Source organism: Psychrobacter cibarius (assembly GCF_904845955.1).
Classification (GTDB): Bacteria; Pseudomonadota; Gammaproteobacteria; order Pseudomonadales; family Moraxellaceae; genus Psychrobacter; species Psychrobacter cibarius_B.
Window position 1 is genome coordinate 252,033 of sequence record NZ_CAJGYX010000004.1, and the last position, 19,326, is coordinate 271,358.

Here is a 19,326-nt window from a genome sequence, read left to right on the forward strand (position 1 = left end):
ACGACATTATAACAAGAGTTTAAGCATCTTACAGTACTGTCTTACGCAACTGCACCTAACTTCTGATTGCCGTCCATTATTTGAGCATTTTATCCAAGTACGTCAGTACTTGCGCGCGTACATCATTGACCCAACGTAGCGGCGGTGCCATCGCACCAATACTGGTCGCATGACTGGCACCTTTTATTTCACCGTTTTCCACAGTGACGCCCGCCTCTTGCAACGCTTTGGTCATTTTAATCGTATTGGTCGCATACACCACTTTGTCTTTTTCGGCAGTCAACAATAAATACGGGGGCTGCTCGCCTTTGATTTGACGGTCTGGCATAACGTCGTCTGGCGTAGCATCAGCAGCAAAGGCGGTGGCGCTATCAAATTTACGGAAGTCATAACTATAAGGACCAGCAATACCCACGACCGCGGTAATATCTTTTGGCTTAATACCATAAGGCGCTAAAAAATCTTCATTGGCGACCGCTGCAACTGCGTTAAATGCACCAGCAGAATGTCCAATTACCGCCAAGCGTTTAGGATCAGCATGTAAGCTCGGAGCATTATTGATACTCCAAGCAATCGCTTGCGCCGTATCTTTGACATAATCAGGGTACACATGCTCAGGCGCTTTACGATAATTAATTACGGCGGTGACATAACCTGCTTGCGCCAAACTCTGACCAACAAATGCGTACTGTTCTTTACTGCCACTCTCCCATGAGCCACCGTGGACAAACACCACCATCGGATAGCTATCATTAATCACACAATCATTGATAGCGCTTTGGGCTTTCATCGCTTGTGCTAATGGCTTGGGATAATAAATATCCAAATCTTGATCGGGCTCATCACCATAGAGAATGTTTTTGCTGACGCCAACGCCGCCACTAGCAGTAATGCCATTGACGATAGCCAGTGGCGATAAGGCTTGCGCATTCTGGGTGGCTAGGGCAACGCTACCCAGTGCTAAGGCGGCGACACCTGTGAATTTTAGAATGCCTACTTTGCTAGCAGTATTACTAATCATGCTTTCATTATTTATTTTTTGACGGCTTTTATTATATTCTAAGCGCTTGTTTGCATCCTTCATTGCCAGTATCCCTATTATATTTATACATGGATCAAAATTAACAGCACTGCGACAGCCGTTTTATAAAATAAGCATTAATACTAGACCTCTTGCAAAAGTAGTTTCAAGACTCAAAGACTATAACTGAACCCTAAATATTTAAAAGATATGCCAAATATAGCCAAACTACTTGAACAGAGCGATGCAGGTTTTAAACGTTATACTGGCATCCACAAAGCCACTTTTGAGAAAATGCTAGAAGCCATGCAAGAGCATGAAGCTTCCAAGACCAAATCAGGTCGTCCAAGTGAACTTAGCTTAGAGGCGCAGATTTTACTCGCACTGACCTATTGGCGTGAATACCGAACCCTTTATCATATTGGTGTGGACTTCAACGTTCATGAGTCCTCTGCCAGTCGCATTGTCAGAAGAGTAGAAGACATCCTTATCCACTCAGGCAGATTTGATTTGCCACGAAAACTGCCACACGGTAAGCCTGAGGATATCAATTGGTCAGCAGTCATCATTGATGCCACCGAAACGCCCATTGAACGGCCAAAAAAAACCAAAAACAGTACTACAGTGGAAAAAAGAAACAACATACCTTAAAAGCGCAAGTCATCGTACATTGGCAAACAGGACTGATATTGGATGTGCAAACCTGCAACGGTTCAGTACATGACTTTAGTCTTTATAAACAAACTTGTCCTGATTGGCTGCCTAAAAACACCAGCTATCTAGCAGACAGCGGTTATCAAGGTATAGCCAAGCTACACGATCAGACCTTTATCCCCTTTAAGAAACCAAAAGGCGGTGAGTTGCTAGCGCTTTGCAAACAGGCCAATCAATATTTGGCAAAATGTCGTATTCTGGTTGAGCATAAAATAGGGCTGATTAAGCTATTCAAAATTGTGGCTGAACGCTACCGTAATCGACGTCAACGTTATGATTTAAGAATGAAGCTGTTCGCAGGACTGGTAAATCTTGAGCTTAATATCTGACTTTTGCAAGAGGTCTACTGTCTCGTCTATTCTTCGCTTTTTATATCTTACTGGCTGGCTCAGAAGTTCTCGTGTTTTTCCTGTTAACAGTGTTTAGGTTTCTTGTCATTAAACACGGTTTAAACTAACGGGGCAAATAGCTTACCCTACAAGCTATTTAGCCACTGTTTTTTTGTTTCATTGATAAATAACAGCTGTGTTTTAGAACACTTTTTACTGATCTTGATACAGGTCAATATAGGGGCTTGATGACGGTTGCTCAACGGTTGTGCCATCTTCGGTCACGACGATAGGAGTCGATGTGCCAACGGACGCTGGCGCTTCAGAATTATTAACGCTAGCAGCATCCACAACGACTGGCGCTGAAGCAGGATTTACCAAGTTATTTTCAGACATAATGTCGTCTTTACTTATCTTTACGCCCCTGTCATCAACGACGGTCGTCAGCAGCACCAGCTCAGTCACACCAACGGTGCTATTGGCGATATCGATTAGGTGACTCTGCTGAGTCGGTGTCATACGTCCCATAATATAAACCACACCATCATTGGTCACGGCTTTGATCTGTGAGGCTTTGACACCATCACTCGCGGCTACTTTTGCCAGCAGCTTTGAGGTGATATAGCCATCATGAACCGTCGAGCTATAGCCTTTAGACGCGCTGACGTTTAGCTCATTATAGACATGACGCACATCTGGCATAGAGCTGACAACTTTTTCGACTTCTACTTTGATGGCCTCAGTCGGTACTTCGCCTGTCAATAACACTTCACTATTAAAGCTATCAATACCCATACGGCTGGTTTGTTGCAGGTCTTCTTTTAACCCATAAACATTGATTTTGACAGTATGTTCAATACTGCGATCCAGTAGTCGCTGCGGAATGGTACGCTCTGTCATCGGCACACCATACGTACCTTCTGTACTGTTGGTCAAATAATTGGTGGTACAGCCCGTAGTGACGATGCTGGTCATTAGCATGACGCCTATCGCGGTGCGGCGTGATGAGCCAAAAATAGCAGTGCGCAAATGCATCCGTGTCATGATTTACCTCTTAGAACATGAGTGTGACGATCGTATAAAGTCAATTGATTGAGCCAGTTTTAATCTAATAACATTTGTTTTGACAACTGTTAATTCAGTTAATAACAACTTAACAACTTAACAACTTAACAACTTAACAACTTAACAACTTAACAACTTAGCTACTTTACTTAATTTTTACTATCAGCGGTTAGGTTTTTGGTAACGCTCACTCGATGATAAGTACTTACTACCTTCTAGTTGGATTGCTTTTATATCCTATTATCACGTATCTGCTATAAAAGCACCTTTGAGCCATTGTGGCTGATTTGCTATGTTTTGACCACTGGTCTTAATATGAGTACCTACCGTATCATAAGCGATGATATCGAACCGGCAGTCATAATCCTCATACTCAGGATGCTGTTGCAAAAAATATTGCGCCGTTTTAATCACTTTACGTTGTTTGCTTGCCGTCACGCTCAGTGCAGCACCACCAAAACCTGAACGCTGCCGTTGACGCACTTCGATAAATACCAATGTTGACCATGCTGAACCTGTCTCCAGCATAATCAAATCCAGCTCACCCACTTTGGGCTGCTGCCAATTTTGGGCAATCAAAATCAATCCTTGCGATTGTAAAAACTCACACGCCTGCTGCTCGAACAGACTGCCTTGGCGCTGCCTTGGTGAAGTGAGGTTCAAAGGTTTATGACTGGACATAAGGTCGATGGGTCTGGTTAACATTTCATAATTATCATAGCACATCATGCTAAACTAGCCACTTTCGCGTGCAGATGCTGGTATGGTGTTTTATGCTTTGCTTAAGTTCTATTTTTGACCAGTTTTGTCAGTCAGCGCGCCACATTATATTTTCATTTCCGCTTTTAATACTCCGAGGTTTTCATGTCCAGCCCTACCGCGATGCCAGCTTGTCTATATATCGTTGCCACGCCGATTGGCAATTTAAGCGATATGACGCCGCATGCCATTGATGTTTTAAAGCAAGTCGCCATCATTGCCTGTGAAGACACCCGTACCTCAGGTAAGCTATTGTCGCATTTTGGCATTGATACCAAAGGCAGTAAAGCCGACGACGCAAAAGAGTCAGAAGCTCCCAACACTAAAAATAATACCGATAATAACGTGACAGACGCTGATACCGCGACCAAGCAAAAAGGTCATAACAAGCTTTGGGCATATCATGAGCACAATAGTGCCATGCAAACACCCAAAATTATCGAGATGATCGAGCAAGGTCATTCGGTTGCTTTGATAAGTGATGCCGGTACGCCACTCATCAGTGATCCAGGTTATCAACTGGTACAGGCCGCTCATGCCGCAGGCGTTAGAGTCTCTCCTATCATTGGTGCCTCTGCTGCCATTGCCGCACTGTCAGTCGCAGGATTGCCCTCAGACCGCTTTAGCTTTATTGGGTTTTTACCCGCCAAAACCCACGGTCGCCAAAAACAGCTTACGGCTCTAAACTCACGTACCGAAACGCTGATATTTTATGAAGCGCCGCATCGTATTATCGCCAGTTTAGAAGACATGGCGGCGGTATTTGGCGCAGATCGTGAAGTGACGTTTTGCCGTGAATTGACTAAGACCTTTGAGACTGTCCATAAAAGTACCCTTGGCGATTTGGTGGAATTTGTCAAAGCTGATGACAATCAACAGCGCGGTGAGATAGTCGTGGTCGTCGCTGGCGTGAATGTGGCGCAGGATGCGGATGACATCAGTATTCATGATAAATTATTGCAGCGCTTGCTTGAGGACTTATCGGTTAAAAAAGCCGCTGCATTGGGCGCTGATATCACGGGCGTAAAAAAGAATGCGCTATATCAGCGTCTGCTTGAGCTACAAGCTGACTAATTTTGACTATAAAAAATAGGCATTTATAACTTAATTGAGGAGAAGTGAGCAATGTACAATGTAATGGCGATAGGCAACGCATTGGTTGACCATGAATATGTATTGTCAGATGCGGCGCTAGAAGAGACTGATTTGACCAAAGGCAATATGACGCTGGCCGGTATCGACGAGCAACAGCAATTGTTGGCGTATTTTAAGCTGGCAGAAATTGCACCATCAAAGCAGGCTGGTGGTGGCTCAGCGGCCAATACGATGTATACCTTTGCCAGTTTAGGCGGCAAGCCATTTTATGCGTGCCGCGTCGGTGACGATCAACAAGGCGAGTTTTATCTAAAAGACTTACATGAAGCAGGTGTTGCAACTTCAGAGAAATCTATCCATGCAGGCGGAGTAACGGGTTCATGTGTGGTCGCAGTGACTGAAGATGGCGAGCGCACCATGCAAACTTATCTCGGTACTTCAAGCGAAATCACCGCAGAAAATGTCGATTTTGATGCGCTGACACAAGCTGACTGGCTATATATAGAAGGCTACTTGGCCATGACTGAGAGTATTCAGCCTGCCATGACTCAGTTGCGTCAACAAGCAGGGATTCATTCTGCAAAAATTGCCGTAAGTTTTGCTGATCCTGCCGTGGTGAAGTTTGCCAAAGACAGTTTACTCAATATGCTGGGCAATAAAGTGGCAGTGATATTCTGTAATAGTGAGGAAGCCAAGCTCTTTACAGACAAAAAACAAGTCAAGGCAGCCGCACGCGCACTGCTTGAGTATTGCCAGACGGCAGTCGTCACTGATGGTGCCAATGGTGCAACGATCGCCCATAAAGCTGACGACAAATCAGAAATTGAGATTTATGAAGTTGCTACACCAATCGTTACTAATGTCATTGATACCAACGGTGCCGGTGATAATTACGCAGGAGCATTTTTATACGCGTTGTCACAGCACTATAGCTTGCCTGAATGTGGTCGTCTTGCCAGCGAAGTAGCGGCGCAGGTGATTCAACAGTTTGGACCACGATTGGCCTCACAAGATTATAGAGATATTGCAAAGCGTGTACTATCTGCTTAACTTATAAAAATCTGTCATTGCCGATAACAAAAAAAGCCCATATCAATTGATATGGGCTTTTTTGTTATTAATTATGAGACAAATTATTCAGTTCACATTGCTCAGCTCACATGGCTCAGTTCAATAAAAAGCGTTTAATACTAAGCCGAGGCTAATGCTTGCGCAAGATCCGCTTTGATATCTTCGATGTGCTCGATACCAATTGATAGACGTACCATATCAGTGCTTACACCTGCATTTTCGAGCTCTTGCTCATTGAGCTGACGATGGGTGGTCGTCGCTGGATGACAGGCTAGTGATTTGGCATCACCGATATTGACCAAACGAGTAATCAGCTGCAGCGCATCGATAAAGCGAGCACCAGCTTCCAAGCCACCTTTTACTCCAAAGGTCAAAATAGCAGAAGGCGTGCCTTTCATGTATTTTTTGGCAAGCTCATGCTCAGGATGATCTGGCAAACCTGCATATTTCACCCAAGCAACCTTGTCATGGTCACGCAGATATTCCGCAACGGCTTGCGCGTTCTGTACATGGCGCTCCATACGTAGACTCAATGTCTCCATACCCTGCAAAATACCAAAAGCATTGAGCGGGCTAAGTGCCGCGCCAGTATTACGCAGCGGTGCCACACGAGCACGAGCGATAAAGGCTGCTGCACCGACATCTTTGACAAAGTTCACACCGTGATAACTATGATCTGGCGTGTTCAATAAGGGAAAACGCTCAGGATAGTCGCCCCATGCGAATTTACCACTATCGACAATCGCCCCACCAATTGAGGTACCTGTACCACTCATATATTTGGTCAATGAATGAATCACGATATCCGCACCAAACTCAAAAGGACGACATAACGCAGGCGTGGCAACCGTACTATCAATCACCACTGGCACACCATATTCATGTGCGATATCACTCAGCGCTTGAATATCAACGATGTTACCTAATGGATTACCGATACTTTCTGCAAAGACCATCTTAGTCTTATCATCGATCAAATCACGAATCGCCTCAGGATTTTTGTGATCAAAGAAGCGGACTTCGATACCTTGACGCGGCAATGCATGGGCAAACAAATTATAAGTACCGCCGTACAAGGTCGACACAGCAACGATATTATCACCCGCTTCACAGATGGTTTGAATCGCATAAGTAATGGCTGCCATGCCAGATGCTACTGCAAGGGCACCGATACCGCCTTCGAGTGCCGCGACGCGTTCCTCCAACACGGCATTGGTCGGGTTCATAATACGGGTATAAATATTGCCTGCAACTTTTAGATCAAACAAATCAGCACCATGCTGAGTGTTATCAAAGGCGTACGAGCTGGTGTGATAAATCGGCACTGCGACCGCTTTGGTCGTTGGCTCAACGCTATAACCGGCGTGAATCGCCAAGGTCTCAAGACGTTGAGGCGTCTCTGATTTTTGGGCTGTTTGCTGGGCTGCTTGTTCGTCACTCATCATATATTCCTTTATTTCGATAAAAGTTATTAATCAATAAATGACTAATCAACAAATTATTAATCAACAATATGTCACTGAAAATTCAACTAAAAAACAATCTACCAAATCATAGCAATAAAAAAAGCCAAGTTCATCAAAACTTGGCTTTTTAATTAAAATAACTCTTCAGACATTACTTAACGCTTTGGCTTTTACTGAGATTTCTATTTATAGTAAGCGTTTTCTGTACGGGTATGATCGGTCTCATCAATCACTTGCGTCAACTCTGGTATTTGCTGCTTAAGTTGTACTTCAACGCCTTGACGTAAGGTCATGTCAACGGCTGAACAGCCTTGGCAACCACCACCAAACTTCAATACCGCAGTCAGCCCAACGCCTTCTTCATCAATCAGCTCAAGCAACTGTACGTCGCCACCATGCGCCGCCAAGCCGGGATTAATCTCTGACTGCAATACGTAGTTGATACGTTCTTCGACACTGGCATCCGCACCCACTTTAGGCACTTTAGAATTTGGCGCACGGAAGGTCAGCTGACCACCAAAACGGTCTTTATTATAGTCAATCACCGCATCCTCTAAATAAGGAACAGACGCCGCTTCGATAAAGGCAGAAAAGCTTTCATACGTAAAACGCAGGTCAGCGCTATCCTCTTCACCCGGTTGGTTATAAGCCATACAGCACTCTGCACGCGGCGTACCTGAATGCTCAACGAAAATACGCACGCCGATACCATCGGTATCCTGCTTGGATAACAAATCTGCTAAGTAGCTTTGGGCTGACTCAGTAATAGTAATATTGCTCTTTGCTACAGTTTGCTCAGTATCTAGCGCTGATTCATAGTCTGCTGACTGGTCTAGTTGGCTCTCAGCTTGGTTGTGCTCACTCATAATATGTCCTATGCGTTATGACACAAACGCTATATCTGTCATGGCTACTGTGTCGTGAATTTAAAATTAGGTAGCGGGTATAAGTTATGCGGGTTATCAATCATTACGGTCTGTTGTCTTAAAATGCGGACTGCCGTTGTTATAACATTTTGCTCAATTTATAGCAGCTATTATAACGTACTCAGACGACAATTCCGACTGCGCTACTGTGAATTAAACCAAAATGCTCACAAATGACTGCTATCGGTTTTATTAATGCTTTATTAACAATGACGAAATAGAGACGACAAATAGCGCTTATCTAATGATTGATATATCCCCTACTATATAAAGACAGCTACCGTGATTATCAAGCACCTAGAACACTAACTAACCACCTACTTTCTTCCGAATGCTACGGCATGTCTAACACTGTGTGAGACCATACAACCAAAGCACTTATCATGCTTGCTATTTTCTAGCGCTAGTTTTAGATCTATTTACAAGGTAAAGTGTGTTGTCCTAAATATCTTTTTATAGGTTTACTTATTGATCATTATATTAGGCATTCTTGTTGCCCTTATTATAGTCGTCGCGCTTTTAGTACCGGAGGGTGTTGACTATACCAAAGCTGTAAAAGAAATTATGTCCCGCTATATCAAAATTCATGTAGCGTTGGTATTTTTTCGCAATCCATTACTCCAGTTGATATTCTTTTATATTGACTATAGAGATCGCTTAGATATCGAAGAAAAGAGGATGTTCAAACGCTATTTTATAACGCAATTTTTTAGCATCTTTATATTTATTACTATAATTTTCATTGTTAAACATTACATTTAAGCTAGCAGAAATTTCATATTTTAGTTGAATCAATCTTATGATGACACAAACACTGAATCTAGTAACGACCAAAGACGACGAACAAGCAGCCGTTTGGAAGATTGTGGATAATACAAAAGACGAAACAAAGAGCGATACCCCTACCACCAATACACTTGCCATAAAAGCGCAAAACATATTTTTGACGCACGGCACGTTTTCGGACAAACAAACCTGTTTGAAAATCGCTGAGTATCTAGCTCGCCTCGGTCATCATTGCTACATCATGGAATGGCGCGGTCATGGCGCAAGCTCAATACCCAAAGAAAAATTCAACTTTGAAACGGTTGCAACCTATGACTATGAAGCGACTTTTCGCTACCTTTTTGAGGAATTAAAACTCGATAATCTACATTGCGTCACCCATAGCGGCGGCGGGGTTGGCTTAACGATGTTTTTGATCCAGCATCCCTGCTATATCGATAAGATTAATAGCGCCAGCATGTTTGCCTGCCAAGCTTATGGCGCTGCAATAAATCCGATAAATCATACTAAAATTCTTGTAGCAAAATTATTCACGCGGCTGGTTGGCTATATCCCTGCTAAAAAAATCAAGCTAGGGCCTTTTAATGAAAGCTATCATATGATGAGCCAGTGGTACGACTGGAATCTACAAAAAAACTTTAACAGCAGTTTTCTTAAGCAACGTACATTTAAGACAGCCAGCATGGATACATTCGCCGCTAATGATGCACCTTTAGACTACCGGCAACAGATGCCAAAAATCACGATACCTATCTATGCTATCAGCGCAAAAGGCGACAATTTCATTTCCCCTACTCGTGGTTGTCAGCTGTTTTTTGAACCCTTTAAAAACCCTGCCAATATTTTTCGAGAATACTCGCTCAGCCATGGAGATTTGGACGATTATACGCACAGCCGCATTATGATCAGTCGTCACGCCGCCCACGAAATTTGGCCAACAGTTACCGCGTGGATTGAGCAGCATGCCCGTTAAAATAGCGGTGCGGTTGTAGCCTAACTACAACATGGTACGGACTATAACCAAAAACCGCACACCTCTAAACATCTTTATACTTGTCAGCGAGTGATGGGCTGTGTCAGTATTGGCGTCATTACTTTTTACTCAATAAATTTTAACCAATGAAATATCCGTAGTAGGAAAGTGGCGTATATGAGCGAATCATCAGAGCAAAGTTCAGCTAAAGATAATAAACACTATCGTTATTTGGTTTTTATCGGGCGTTTCCAGCCCTTCCATCGTGGACATAAGGCGGTCATCGACGAAGCATTGAAGCGTGCTGATAATGTCATTATGTTGATCGGCTCTGCTAACTTACCGCGTAGTTTACGCAATCCCTTTAGTGTCGCTGAGCGTGCTGCCATGATTAAAGGCGCGTATTCAGCAGCAGAAGCAGCACGTATTCACTGCGTTGCTCTAGATGATGCACTCTACAACGACACGCGCTGGCTACAGTACGTGCAAGCAGGCGTGAAGTCTGTTACTGGTGATTTGCAAACTGATATCGGCTTGATTGGTCATTCCAAAGACAGCTCCTCATATTATTTATCGCTATTCCCCAACTGGGCGTCCGTCTCTGTACCGAGCTATCACAATCTATCCGCCACCCCAATTCGCGATAGCTATCTAATGGGCGCGACCCCGACTCCTGAACGCACGCCTGAATCGACGCGCAAGGTTCTGAACGATTTCAAAAAGACAGACGAATATCAAAATCTACACGAAGAAGCGGACTTTATTGATAAATATAAAAGACAGTGGGAATCAGCGCCTTATCCACCAACCTTTATGACAGCAGATGCTCTGATTGTCCAGTCGGGACATATTCTATTGGTTGAGCGCCGCAGCATGCCAGGGCGCGGACTGTGGGCATTACCAGGCGGATTTTTAAATCCAAAAGAGACCTTATTCGATGCCTGTATCCGTGAGCTACGTGAGGAGACTCGCCTAAAAGTCCCTGAGCCAGTATTGCGCGGCTCTTGTCATAGTCAGCATACCTTTGATGACCCATATCGCTCAGCACGTGGTCGGACGATTACCCAAGCCTTTTATTTTCAACTTAAAAATGACCCAAAAGGCTTGCCAAAAGTAAAAGGCGGCGACGATGCAGCCACGGCTTTTTGGTTACCACTCGCTGAGCTTGACGCTACCATGATGTTTGAAGACCATTATGCAATTATTACTAAAATGGTCGGTTTGTAGGATTTTATCAGGCGATTATCCGATTTTTCATTAACACTTTTCCACGCCCAAGCTGATAGACAGCAAGGGCTAACCGCCGTAACTGTTCTTTCATTAACGCAGCTACGGCATCTCAAAGCAGAGGAGTTCTGTGATGTATACCAGCAATTTAAACAATTTAATTCTAAATAGCGACAGCTACAAAACCTCACATTGGGTGCAATACCCAAAAGGTAGTGAGTATCTGTCCAGCTACATTGAGGCGCGTAAAGGTGACTACGATGTGGTGTTCTTTGGCTTGCAAGCCTTTATTAAAGAATATCTAAGCACGCCAATCACTCATCAAGACATTGATGAAGCCGAAATGGTCATTCAAGCACATGGTTTAACCTTTAACCGTGCTGGCTGGGAGCGTTTGGTTGATAAACATGGCGGTTATTTACCACTACGTATCGAAGCCATCCCTGAAGGCAACATCGTACCCGTGTCCAATGTGGTCTGCCAAGTTATCAACACTGATCCTGAGTTTTATTGGCTACCAAGCTATATCGAGACTGCCTTGCTTCGTGCCATCTGGTATCCATCAACCGTCGCTAGTGTCTCGCATTATTGCAAAGGCATCATTCGTCAAGCGTTAGAAAAATCAGCGGACAATACCGAATCACTCACTTTTCGTTTGCACGATTTCGGCTCGCGCGGGGCATCTAGTCAAGAGTCTGTCGCGCTCGGCAGCTTAGCGCATTTGGTGAACTTTGCTGGTACCGATTCGATGACAGCGTTGGTGGCTGCTAGTCGCTGGTATCACATGGATAAGGACATGCCCGCGTTTTCTATTCCTGCCGCTGAGCATAGCACCATGACCGCGTGGGGTCGTGATGGCGAAACCGCTGCTTTTACCAATATGATTGAGCAGTTTGGCGGCGCTGGTAAAAGCTTCTCAGTGGTCTCTGACAGCTATGACTTATGGAACGCCATCGATAATATTTGGGGCGGCAGCCTAAAAGACGACGTCAAAAATATGGGCGGGACTTTGGTTATCCGACCCGATAGTGGTGAGCCTGCCAAAGTGGTTCGCGAAGCCTTAGAGCGCTTGGCAGTAAAATTTGGAACGACAATTAATAGTAAAGGCTATAAAGTGCTGCCTGATTATGTACGTGTCATCCAAGGGGATGGCATCAGCCCACAAAGCTTAACTAAGATCATTGATGTGGTCATGAAAGCAGGCTTTAGCGCAGATAATGTGACCTTTGGTATGGGCGGTGGTCTATTACAACAAGTCAACCGCGACACCATGAGCTGGGCGATGAAAGCCAGTGCTATCTCTATCGATGGCACATGGACAGACATCTATAAAGACCCGATTACCAGCCGCTCTAAACGCTCAAAGAAGGGACGTTTGGCGCTGGTCAAAAACAGCAATGGACAGCTAAAAACCATCAAGGCTGAAGACCTATCTGCAGACGCAGATAACCTACTGCGTGATATTTATGTCGATGGTAAATTATTAATTGAAGACAATCTCACCACTATTCGGGAGCGTGCAGGATGGTAGCAATATGATAAATAGCAATAAAATCGCCTCGGTGGCAAGAGATGTACTGCTTGCACCTATTTATCTTTATCAAGGGCGCAAAATTAAGCGTGATACGGTACGGCTACCTGAGCCAAATGGTGAAAGGCACGGGCAAGTTCAATTAAATGACGCGATTGAGTCGCCAAAAGATGCGCACAAGCGAACATTAAACCTAATGGTCGTTGGCGATTCGGCGGCGGCTGGCGTCGGTAGTGAGACGCAGCAAGAAGCGCTTGTCGGTAACTTAATTCCTGTTTTGACGCAGCAGTCCGCTATCCACAACCAGTTTGATACGCTGAACTGGTCATTGCAAGCAACGACGGGGCATACCAGCTTCGATATCTTGCGTAGGCTTTATGTTCTACCCGCGCCTAGCCAGCCTGTTGATGTGATGGTGCTAAGTGTCGGCGTCAACGACACCACCTCTAAAGTCTCGGTGGATAAATGGCAACAGCAAATTGAAAGTATTATCGCTATCGCTCAGCGTAAATTTGGCGTGCGAGAGTTGATTTTTTTAAGCCTGCCGCCGATGGCACAGATGCCTGCGATACCTGCCCCGCTAAGTAACTTTGTAGGTGCCAAAGCCTCTATCCTTGATAACACGTTGCAGCAAGTTTGCGCCGCTCATGATAGTGTCACCTACATGGCCACTGACTTTCCACGAATGATAGCAGAGCATTCGAACGGTACTCCAATCGATATCAAAGTGATGTTTGCCAGTGACGGTTTTCATCCTAGTAGCCTCATGTATGGCTATTGGGCGCAGCAATTGTCAGAGTTGATTATACAGTTACTGAACCCTTCCGATGCTGAGTTGACTGATTAAAACCATTTAGCCGTTACTTCTAAAAATCTAAACAAAAAAAACCGCTGAATAGTCAGCGGTTTTTTTATGTTCTTAATACTATAGCTGTGCATGTTTGAGAAAACACATGCTCAAAATAATATCACGCAATAGGTGTGAATTATTCTGCAGCGTCAGTATCAGCAGCTTTCTTACGGCCACCAAATGCACCAAAGCGTTTGTTGAAGCTAGCAACACGGCCTTCAGTAGAAGTTTTGCGTTGTTCGCCAGTATAGAATGGATGCGACGCACTTGAGATATCAAGTGGGTAGTATGGATATTCTGTACCTTCATATTCACGAGTCGCTTTAGTCTTAACCGTTGAACGAGTTAAGAAAAACACGTCAGCGTTAGTATCATGGAATAAAACTTCTTGGTAATTAGGATGGATATCTTTACGCATAATAAACTCTCTATGTCCGATGTATGTATAGCACTCTTGAACACCATCTTAGACGATGTGTCAAACAAGTCATGACATACGTAACTGAGGCACTAAGGACATTGATAAGTATGGCAGCTGCGTCACTGGCTTATTCCAGCACCCAACACCATTCCTCTGCTCACTTAGCCTTTCCCCAGCGGGAAAATCAAAACGCGATTTTAACGGTTTTTACCGCTAGACGCAAGCAGCAGTTGTGAGTGACATATGTGATAAGTTGTCACCGAAACCTCTATTTTATTGAGAGGCATACGCTATGTTAGTATAATATTAAATTAGTTAAAACAACCAATAAATAATTTAAGTTTAGATTTATTTAATAATTTATTTTTGATATTCATCATTTGTTAATGATGATGGATACCGTCTGATGTCGCCTCATTAATCAAGCACCCACTATTTATAAACACTCAATAAGGACAATATAATGATAAATACTGTTATGAAGAATAGCGCAAAAGCCCTGCTTATCAGCTCAGCACTGGCACTCACCACTGTTGCAGGTGCGGCATTGCCTAATCAATGGCAATTAGACGACTCGCACACCCGTGTGGGATTTTCTGTCAATCACTTAGGATTTTCGACCACCATGGGTCATTTTAACGACGTCAAAGGGGTCATTAATTACGACGTCAAATCACCCAGTAAAACCAATATGAGCTTCACCATTGCAACCGATAGCATTGACACCAATTGGGATGCACGTGATGAGCATTTAAAAAAGGCTGAATTTTTTAACGTCGCCAAATATCCAACCATGATCTTTAAATCAACCAGCGTAAAATTTATAAATCCGCAACAAGCCAAGGTCACAGGTAACTTTACTATGCTGGGTCAAACCAAACCACTAACGCTGGATGTGACTTTGAATAAAATCGCCAACAGCCCTCTTACCAAAGAGCCAGTTATTGGCTTCCGTGCAACGGGTAATATTGATCGCGCAGCCTATGGTATGACAGCTTTCGCAGATGGCATTACCACCAATGTCCCGATCCAAATCGATGGTGAGTTGATAGAGAAAAAAGCGCAAACCAACAAAAAATCTAAATAAGTCTAATTTTTAGCCAAGCACAAATCGCTACATACTCTAAAAAAAGCAGCCATCATAAAGGCTGCTTTTTTGACAATAATGAATCAACTCACTCGACATTTATATATATTCAATAAATCGCATAAATACTTCCCATTTGCTTGTTAACCTCAGTTTTTATTGTTATATTCATATATACGGATTTACGAATATAAAACATAAAGCTGAGGGAGCAGAAAGATGGATACAGTACAGGTAGAATTTGCCGAGATAAATAAAGACTGGGATAAAAACATCGCTGATTATCACTTTGATATTTATCACTTATCTGGTTGGATTGCTGCGTCAGCTATTGTCGATAAAGGCACTCCTCAAGGAGTGATTGCCACTTATAACAATAAAAAAATCTTTTTACCTCTCATTATAAGAGAAATCGACTCAGAGCATTGGGATGCTACCTCTACTTATGGTTACGGCGGTCCTGTCATGGATAAGTCTCTCACTGATGCCGAATTAGACATAATTTTGGCAGAAGTAAGGGGTTTTCTCTTAGCAAAAGGCTGTGTGTCTTTATTCATGAGACTGCATCCAATCATCAATAAAGAGTGGCTACCAACGGTCGGCAAAGCACTCACTCATGGATTGACATTGATGTCTGACTTGAGTAAATCTGAAGAAGAGCACTGGAGCGAGACTCAGAATCGTCATCGCAGAGGTATCAAAAAAGCCTTAAAAATGGATGTCGTGACAAAAATTGAGCGTTTAACCAGAGAGAATGCAGTGATGTTTTCCAATATTTACAAAGAAACGATGGCGCAGGTGAAGGCAGATCAGTACTACTTCTTTGATGATGATTACTTTTTTAATTTGCTCGAAAATTTGCAAGACAGAATACTACTGATAACTGCCTATCAGGATAATAAAGCGATTGGTTCCTCTATCTACACAATCTGCAAAGAATCGGGGATTATGCAGTTTCATCTCGGAGGCACGCTCAACGCCTATACTCATCTACAACCTTCCAAACTCATTACCCATGTTGCTCGTGATTGGGGTCGAACCAATCATTATAAATTACTGCATCTTGGCGGCGGCGTAGGCTCTAATCTAGATTCTTTATACGAGTATAAAAAAGGGTTTAGCTCACAAGAGTTATTATTCAAAACTTATAGACTCGTCGTTAATCCAGAAAAATACGCAGCATTAGTCGCTGATAGCTGGTTCACCGAAAATGATTTACGCTCTGACTTTTTCCCTCTATATAGAAAAGAGCCTACTAAAGAAACTATCTTGGAGACTGAACAAGCTGAAGCTTTGGCAGATATTTGATCGCGTTATTTTACGATTCTAATCAGTCAAGCCAATAAAAAAGCAGCCATTACGATGGCTGCTTTTTTGATGCTAATTGTCTTTCATTTCGGTAGACAATGGGCTTACTTTACTTGGTTTTGACGATATGCCAAACGCCCAGTTTATTGTCGCCATCTTTATCGCCGACCTTTGTATCATTGGCATAGAAATACAACGGTTTACCATTTACCGCCCATTGATACTTGCCATCTTCGCGCTGAAACGCTGCAAACTGCCCTGATGCTTTGGCATTACTCGGTGCCATAAATGCTGGCCAAGCAATTAGACAGGCACTCCCACACTCTGATTTGTTCATCCCATCTTTGTCAAAGGTATATAAGGTCATGTGATTGCTTGCATCGACTAACATGCCGTTTTTACTCGCGACTGGCGCGGTATTTTTATTGGTGGCTTGTACATCATGCATGCCAGAATCATCATTGCCGAATACATTGTTTAACGTAGTACAACCAGTAAGCGTTAAAACACCAGTGAGAGCCGATAATATAAGCATACGTTTCATAATAACTTCCTTGTCATTTTGATTGTGATTATGATTGTCATCATAAATTTCTATTTGGATTTTTCTCATCGTCAGACTATTTAAGCAGCAAAAAAACCTATCGCTGACTTCAAGCAGTTTTAATATAGCATATGCAACAGCGCAGTCGTTTCTATCCATATATAAATTTACAAAAGCTTATGTATTTGCAAATTGGGTAAACTGGCATAGCCATTCATTGACAAAACTCACCTATCTACTTACGTATTTGCCGTCATATTGGTTGTCATTTTTCGTAGAATACCCTATACAGCTTAAGAATTACTACACAATGACAAATATGACCCTTGCGGCTTCATATGCATATTGAACTTGACGTCCTTTGCACGCATATCAATAGTTATAAACGGCTTAGAACAACATCCATTAGGACAAAAATTTTAAAATAAAACATTTAACAAATACACCGAGCATGACCTGCTGTAACTGCTATTAAGGATATAACAACGACAATGACTCACTCTTTCATTAAAAACCCAGTGAAAAACCAAGCGCACTCTGCCAAACGCGTCGGTATTCTTGGTGGTGGTACGGCAGGAGCAACCATTGCTATTCGCCTTGCGGCATTGGGGCTTGAAACTTATGTATTTGAAAAAAACAAATCGCTGATTGATGGTCCACCGATGTGTCACTTGCATGCTGGCGGCAATCTATACCGCGAAATTCCTGATGAAGATTGTGTGGCTCTCCTCAAACAATGTATCGATATATTGCGCCTTTATCCTTATACCATCGATGTTCGCCCAACAGTATTTGCCGTGCCAACCCGCGATGAAGGCTTGCCAGAAGATTTGCTACCACGTCTTGATATCTTGACTGATGCGTATCGTAAGCTTATCGCTGAAGATGCTAATAACAAAGTGTTGGGCGAACCTGAAAACTATTATCAGCTTTATAGCCATGAGCAACTCATTGCGCTGTCAGAACGTGAGCAAGTCGCAGTGCCGCGGTCGGTTGATGAATGGATGATACCAGTAGCTAAGTATTTGGACTTAAATAAAGTCAAGTTTCCACTGATTGTCGTGCAAGAGTATGGCTGGAATATTTTTCGCTTGGCGGCCTCTGCGCAATTGGCATTAGCAGATTATGAGCATGCCCACGTCTTTACAGATACGCAGGTTAAGCAAGTCATGCCTGTTGATTGTGAAAATTGCTCAAACGCAGACCATCATGTTACTAAATGGCGTATTGATTATCAACAAGCTGCCAGCTCTGAAACTCAGCTTACAACCGAATCTGAGACCAAAAATACAACCGAATCTATCGAAGTGGATTATTTAATCAACGCTTGCGGTTTTCGTACGGGCGTCATCGACGATATGGTCGGGGTCAAAGTCACGCGTATGGTCGAGTTTAAATCGTCTTATATTACCCACTGGGATGATACTGGCGGACAGATACCAGAGATTATCGTTTATGGCAGTCGCGGCACACCTGAAGGCATGGCACAACTCACGCCTTACCCCGGTGGTTATTTTCAAATACATGGCATGAGCAAATTTATCACGCTATTCGATGATGGCTTGGTCGCCTCTAGCAAAGACAGCGCCCAACCTAAGCTGCCGCCACAGTATGTGCACTACATCGAAGATGGCTGGGATAAAGCACCGTTACAAGCGCGTAGTCAGCAAGCGATTGATTATGTGGCTGAGTTTGTACCGACCTTCCATAGCGCGCGTACGGTCGGTAATGCGCTATATGGTGGGCAACAAATACCTGGTGAGGACGATACGCTGCGAGTGGCTGATGTAAGCTTGTACTCTAATATTCGCTATGCACGTGCAGAAAACGTCAAAGCATCCTCGACTTTGATTGCTGCCGATCAAATCGTTGATGAATTGACTGAACTTGGCTTAATCGATCATGACACGCCAGCCAACCGCAATCGTTATGCTCATAATTGGGCGTATTTGACAAAACACGATAGCATGGCGATTGATAAAGTCGCGCGTACACTGGCTGAGCAACGAGGCTTTCCATTAGCAATGGCTGATGTGAATCACGGTATTGGCGAGACAACTTTAAAGGGTTTCAACACGGCTAATGATGCAAGTGCTACTGAGATATAAAAAGCGTTCTATTAAAAATTGAACAAAAAAAGGAGAGAATGGCTA

Annotated in this window: 18 protein-coding genes; 11 read left to right on the forward strand and 7 right to left on the reverse strand. The window is 43.4% G+C overall.

Annotated elements, in window-relative coordinates; all coding sequences use genetic code 11:
• Positions 1-76 precede the first annotated feature (76 nt).
• On the reverse strand, positions 77-1,084 hold the full coding sequence (locus tag JMV76_RS09985) for an alpha/beta hydrolase (RefSeq protein ID WP_227690286.1): 1,008 nt from the start codon (positions 1,082-1,084) through the stop codon (positions 77-79).
• A gap of 147 nt (positions 1,085-1,231) precedes the next feature.
• Between JMV76_RS09985 and JMV76_RS09990 the strand changes: the two genes are divergently transcribed.
• On the forward strand, positions 1,232-1,672 hold the full coding sequence (locus JMV76_RS09990) for a transposase family protein (protein ID WP_201501705.1): 441 nt from the start codon (positions 1,232-1,234) through the stop codon (positions 1,670-1,672).
• Positions 1,673-1,683: 11 nt separating this feature from the next.
• Entirely contained in the window at positions 1,684-2,064 is a 381-nt protein-coding gene (locus JMV76_RS09995; RefSeq protein WP_238069273.1) for a transposase family protein, read from the forward strand.
• 213 nt (positions 2,065-2,277) lie between these two features.
• On the opposite strand, the gene JMV76_RS10000 is transcribed toward JMV76_RS09995, so the two are convergent.
• On the reverse strand, positions 2,278-3,108 hold the full coding sequence (locus JMV76_RS10000) for a BON domain-containing protein (protein ID WP_045455256.1): 831 nt from the start codon (positions 3,106-3,108) through the stop codon (positions 2,278-2,280).
• A gap of 264 nt (positions 3,109-3,372) precedes the next feature.
• Positions 3,373-3,858 carry a YraN family protein gene (locus JMV76_RS10005; protein WP_201502558.1) on the reverse strand — a complete coding sequence of 162 codons (486 nt, stop codon included), beginning with the start codon at positions 3,856-3,858 and terminating at the stop codon, positions 3,373-3,375.
• Between the two features lie 135 nt (positions 3,859-3,993).
• Here JMV76_RS10005 and rsmI point away from each other — a divergent pair, with 135 nt between their 5' ends.
• Positions 3,994-4,962, forward strand: a complete 969-nt coding sequence (gene rsmI / locus JMV76_RS10010) for a 16S rRNA (cytidine(1402)-2'-O)-methyltransferase (protein WP_201502559.1) — start codon at positions 3,994-3,996, stop codon at positions 4,960-4,962.
• 51 nt (positions 4,963-5,013) lie between these two features.
• Positions 5,014-6,033 carry an adenosine kinase gene (locus JMV76_RS10015; protein ID WP_201502560.1) on the forward strand — a complete coding sequence of 340 codons (1,020 nt, stop codon included), beginning with the start codon at positions 5,014-5,016 and terminating at the stop codon, positions 6,031-6,033.
• A gap of 140 nt (positions 6,034-6,173) precedes the next feature.
• Here JMV76_RS10015 and JMV76_RS10020 read toward each other — a convergent pair whose 3' ends face one another.
• Together JMV76_RS10020 and nfuA are read right to left on the reverse strand one after the other, a co-directional pair.
• Entirely contained in the window at positions 6,174-7,496 is a 1,323-nt protein-coding gene (locus tag JMV76_RS10020) for an O-acetylhomoserine aminocarboxypropyltransferase/cysteine synthase family protein (RefSeq protein ID WP_201502561.1), read from the reverse strand.
• 206 nt (positions 7,497-7,702) lie between these two features.
• Complete coding sequence (gene nfuA / locus JMV76_RS10025) at positions 7,703-8,386, reverse strand: Fe-S biogenesis protein NfuA (RefSeq protein WP_201502562.1); 684 nt, start codon at positions 8,384-8,386, stop codon at positions 7,703-7,705.
• An 859-nt stretch (positions 8,387-9,245) separates the two neighbouring features.
• Here nfuA and JMV76_RS10030 point away from each other — a divergent pair.
• The 4 genes from JMV76_RS10030 (at position 9,246) to JMV76_RS10045 (ending at position 13,810) form a co-directional block, all read left to right on the forward strand.
• Positions 9,246-10,205: an alpha/beta fold hydrolase gene (locus JMV76_RS10030; RefSeq protein WP_201502563.1), complete on the forward strand. Its 960-nt coding sequence runs from the start codon at positions 9,246-9,248 to the stop codon at positions 10,203-10,205.
• 177 nt (positions 10,206-10,382) lie between these two features.
• Entirely contained in the window at positions 10,383-11,432 is a 1,050-nt protein-coding gene (locus JMV76_RS10035) for a bifunctional nicotinamide-nucleotide adenylyltransferase/Nudix hydroxylase (RefSeq protein ID WP_055125886.1), read from the forward strand.
• Between the two features lie 133 nt (positions 11,433-11,565).
• Complete coding sequence (locus JMV76_RS10040) at positions 11,566-12,963, forward strand: nicotinate phosphoribosyltransferase (protein WP_201502564.1); 1,398 nt, start codon at positions 11,566-11,568, stop codon at positions 12,961-12,963.
• A 4-nt stretch (positions 12,964-12,967) separates the two neighbouring features.
• A complete protein-coding gene (locus JMV76_RS10045; protein ID WP_201502565.1) occupies positions 12,968-13,810 on the forward strand; it encodes an SGNH/GDSL hydrolase family protein in 843 nt (280 codons plus the stop codon).
• 139 nt (positions 13,811-13,949) lie between these two features.
• Here the strand turns inward: JMV76_RS10045 and JMV76_RS10050 are convergent, their stop codons facing one another.
• Positions 13,950-14,231 carry a type B 50S ribosomal protein L31 gene (locus JMV76_RS10050; protein WP_149491046.1) on the reverse strand — a complete coding sequence of 94 codons (282 nt, stop codon included), beginning with the start codon at positions 14,229-14,231 and terminating at the stop codon, positions 13,950-13,952.
• A gap of 466 nt (positions 14,232-14,697) precedes the next feature.
• Here JMV76_RS10050 and JMV76_RS10055 point away from each other — a divergent pair, with 466 nt between their 5' ends.
• Positions 14,698-15,321 (forward strand): YceI family protein, encoded by a 624-nt coding sequence (locus JMV76_RS10055; protein WP_201502566.1) that lies wholly within the window; start codon positions 14,698-14,700, stop codon positions 15,319-15,321.
• Between the two features lie 219 nt (positions 15,322-15,540).
• A complete protein-coding gene (locus JMV76_RS10060) occupies positions 15,541-16,629 on the forward strand; it encodes a peptidoglycan bridge formation glycyltransferase FemA/FemB family protein (RefSeq protein WP_201502567.1) in 1,089 nt (362 codons plus the stop codon).
• Positions 16,630-16,738: 109 nt separating this feature from the next.
• Here JMV76_RS10060 and JMV76_RS10065 read toward each other — a convergent pair whose 3' ends face one another.
• Positions 16,739-17,173: a COG4315 family predicted lipoprotein gene (locus JMV76_RS10065; RefSeq protein ID WP_045447953.1), complete on the reverse strand. Its 435-nt coding sequence runs from the start codon at positions 17,171-17,173 to the stop codon at positions 16,739-16,741.
• A gap of 491 nt (positions 17,174-17,664) precedes the next feature.
• Between JMV76_RS10065 and JMV76_RS10070 the strand changes: the two genes are divergently transcribed.
• Positions 17,665-19,281, forward strand: a complete 1,617-nt coding sequence (locus JMV76_RS10070) for an FAD-dependent oxidoreductase (protein ID WP_201502568.1) — start codon at positions 17,665-17,667, stop codon at positions 19,279-19,281.
• The last annotated feature ends 45 nt before the right edge of the window (positions 19,282-19,326 follow it).

What these genes read in the sequence shown, in the direction of transcription:
- JMV76_RS10070 (WP_201502568.1), top strand. Translation starts at nt 17,665, where the DNA reads ATGACTCACTCTTTCATTAAAAACCCAGTGAAAAACCAAGCGCACTCT.
- JMV76_RS09985 (WP_227690286.1), bottom strand. Translation starts at nt 1,084, where the DNA reads ATGAAGGATGCAAACAAGCGCTTAGAATATAATAAAAGCCGTCAAAAA.
- JMV76_RS10055 (WP_201502566.1), top strand. Translation starts at nt 14,698, where the DNA reads ATGATAAATACTGTTATGAAGAATAGCGCAAAAGCCCTGCTTATCAGC.
- JMV76_RS09990 (WP_201501705.1), top strand. Translation starts at nt 1,232, where the DNA reads ATGCCAAATATAGCCAAACTACTTGAACAGAGCGATGCAGGTTTTAAA.
- JMV76_RS10040 (WP_201502564.1), top strand. Translation starts at nt 11,566, where the DNA reads ATGTATACCAGCAATTTAAACAATTTAATTCTAAATAGCGACAGCTAC.
- JMV76_RS10045 (WP_201502565.1), top strand. Translation starts at nt 12,968, where the DNA reads ATGATAAATAGCAATAAAATCGCCTCGGTGGCAAGAGATGTACTGCTT.
- nfuA (WP_201502562.1), bottom strand. Translation starts at nt 8,386, where the DNA reads ATGAGTGAGCACAACCAAGCTGAGAGCCAACTAGACCAGTCAGCAGAC.
- rsmI (WP_201502559.1), top strand. Translation starts at nt 3,994, where the DNA reads ATGTCCAGCCCTACCGCGATGCCAGCTTGTCTATATATCGTTGCCACG.
- JMV76_RS10005 (WP_201502558.1), bottom strand. Translation starts at nt 3,858, where the DNA reads ATGATGTGCTATGATAATTATGAAATGTTAACCAGACCCATCGACCTT.
- JMV76_RS10030 (WP_201502563.1), top strand. Translation starts at nt 9,246, where the DNA reads ATGATGACACAAACACTGAATCTAGTAACGACCAAAGACGACGAACAA.
- JMV76_RS10065 (WP_045447953.1), bottom strand. Translation starts at nt 17,173, where the DNA reads ATGAAACGTATGCTTATATTATCGGCTCTCACTGGTGTTTTAACGCTT.
- JMV76_RS10050 (WP_149491046.1), bottom strand. Translation starts at nt 14,231, where the DNA reads ATGCGTAAAGATATCCATCCTAATTACCAAGAAGTTTTATTCCATGAT.
- JMV76_RS10020 (WP_201502561.1), bottom strand. Translation starts at nt 7,496, where the DNA reads ATGAGTGACGAACAAGCAGCCCAGCAAACAGCCCAAAAATCAGAGACG.
- JMV76_RS10060 (WP_201502567.1), top strand. Translation starts at nt 15,541, where the DNA reads ATGGATACAGTACAGGTAGAATTTGCCGAGATAAATAAAGACTGGGAT.
- JMV76_RS10015 (WP_201502560.1), top strand. Translation starts at nt 5,014, where the DNA reads ATGTACAATGTAATGGCGATAGGCAACGCATTGGTTGACCATGAATAT.
- JMV76_RS10035 (WP_055125886.1), top strand. Translation starts at nt 10,383, where the DNA reads ATGAGCGAATCATCAGAGCAAAGTTCAGCTAAAGATAATAAACACTAT.
- JMV76_RS10000 (WP_045455256.1), bottom strand. Translation starts at nt 3,108, where the DNA reads ATGACACGGATGCATTTGCGCACTGCTATTTTTGGCTCATCACGCCGC.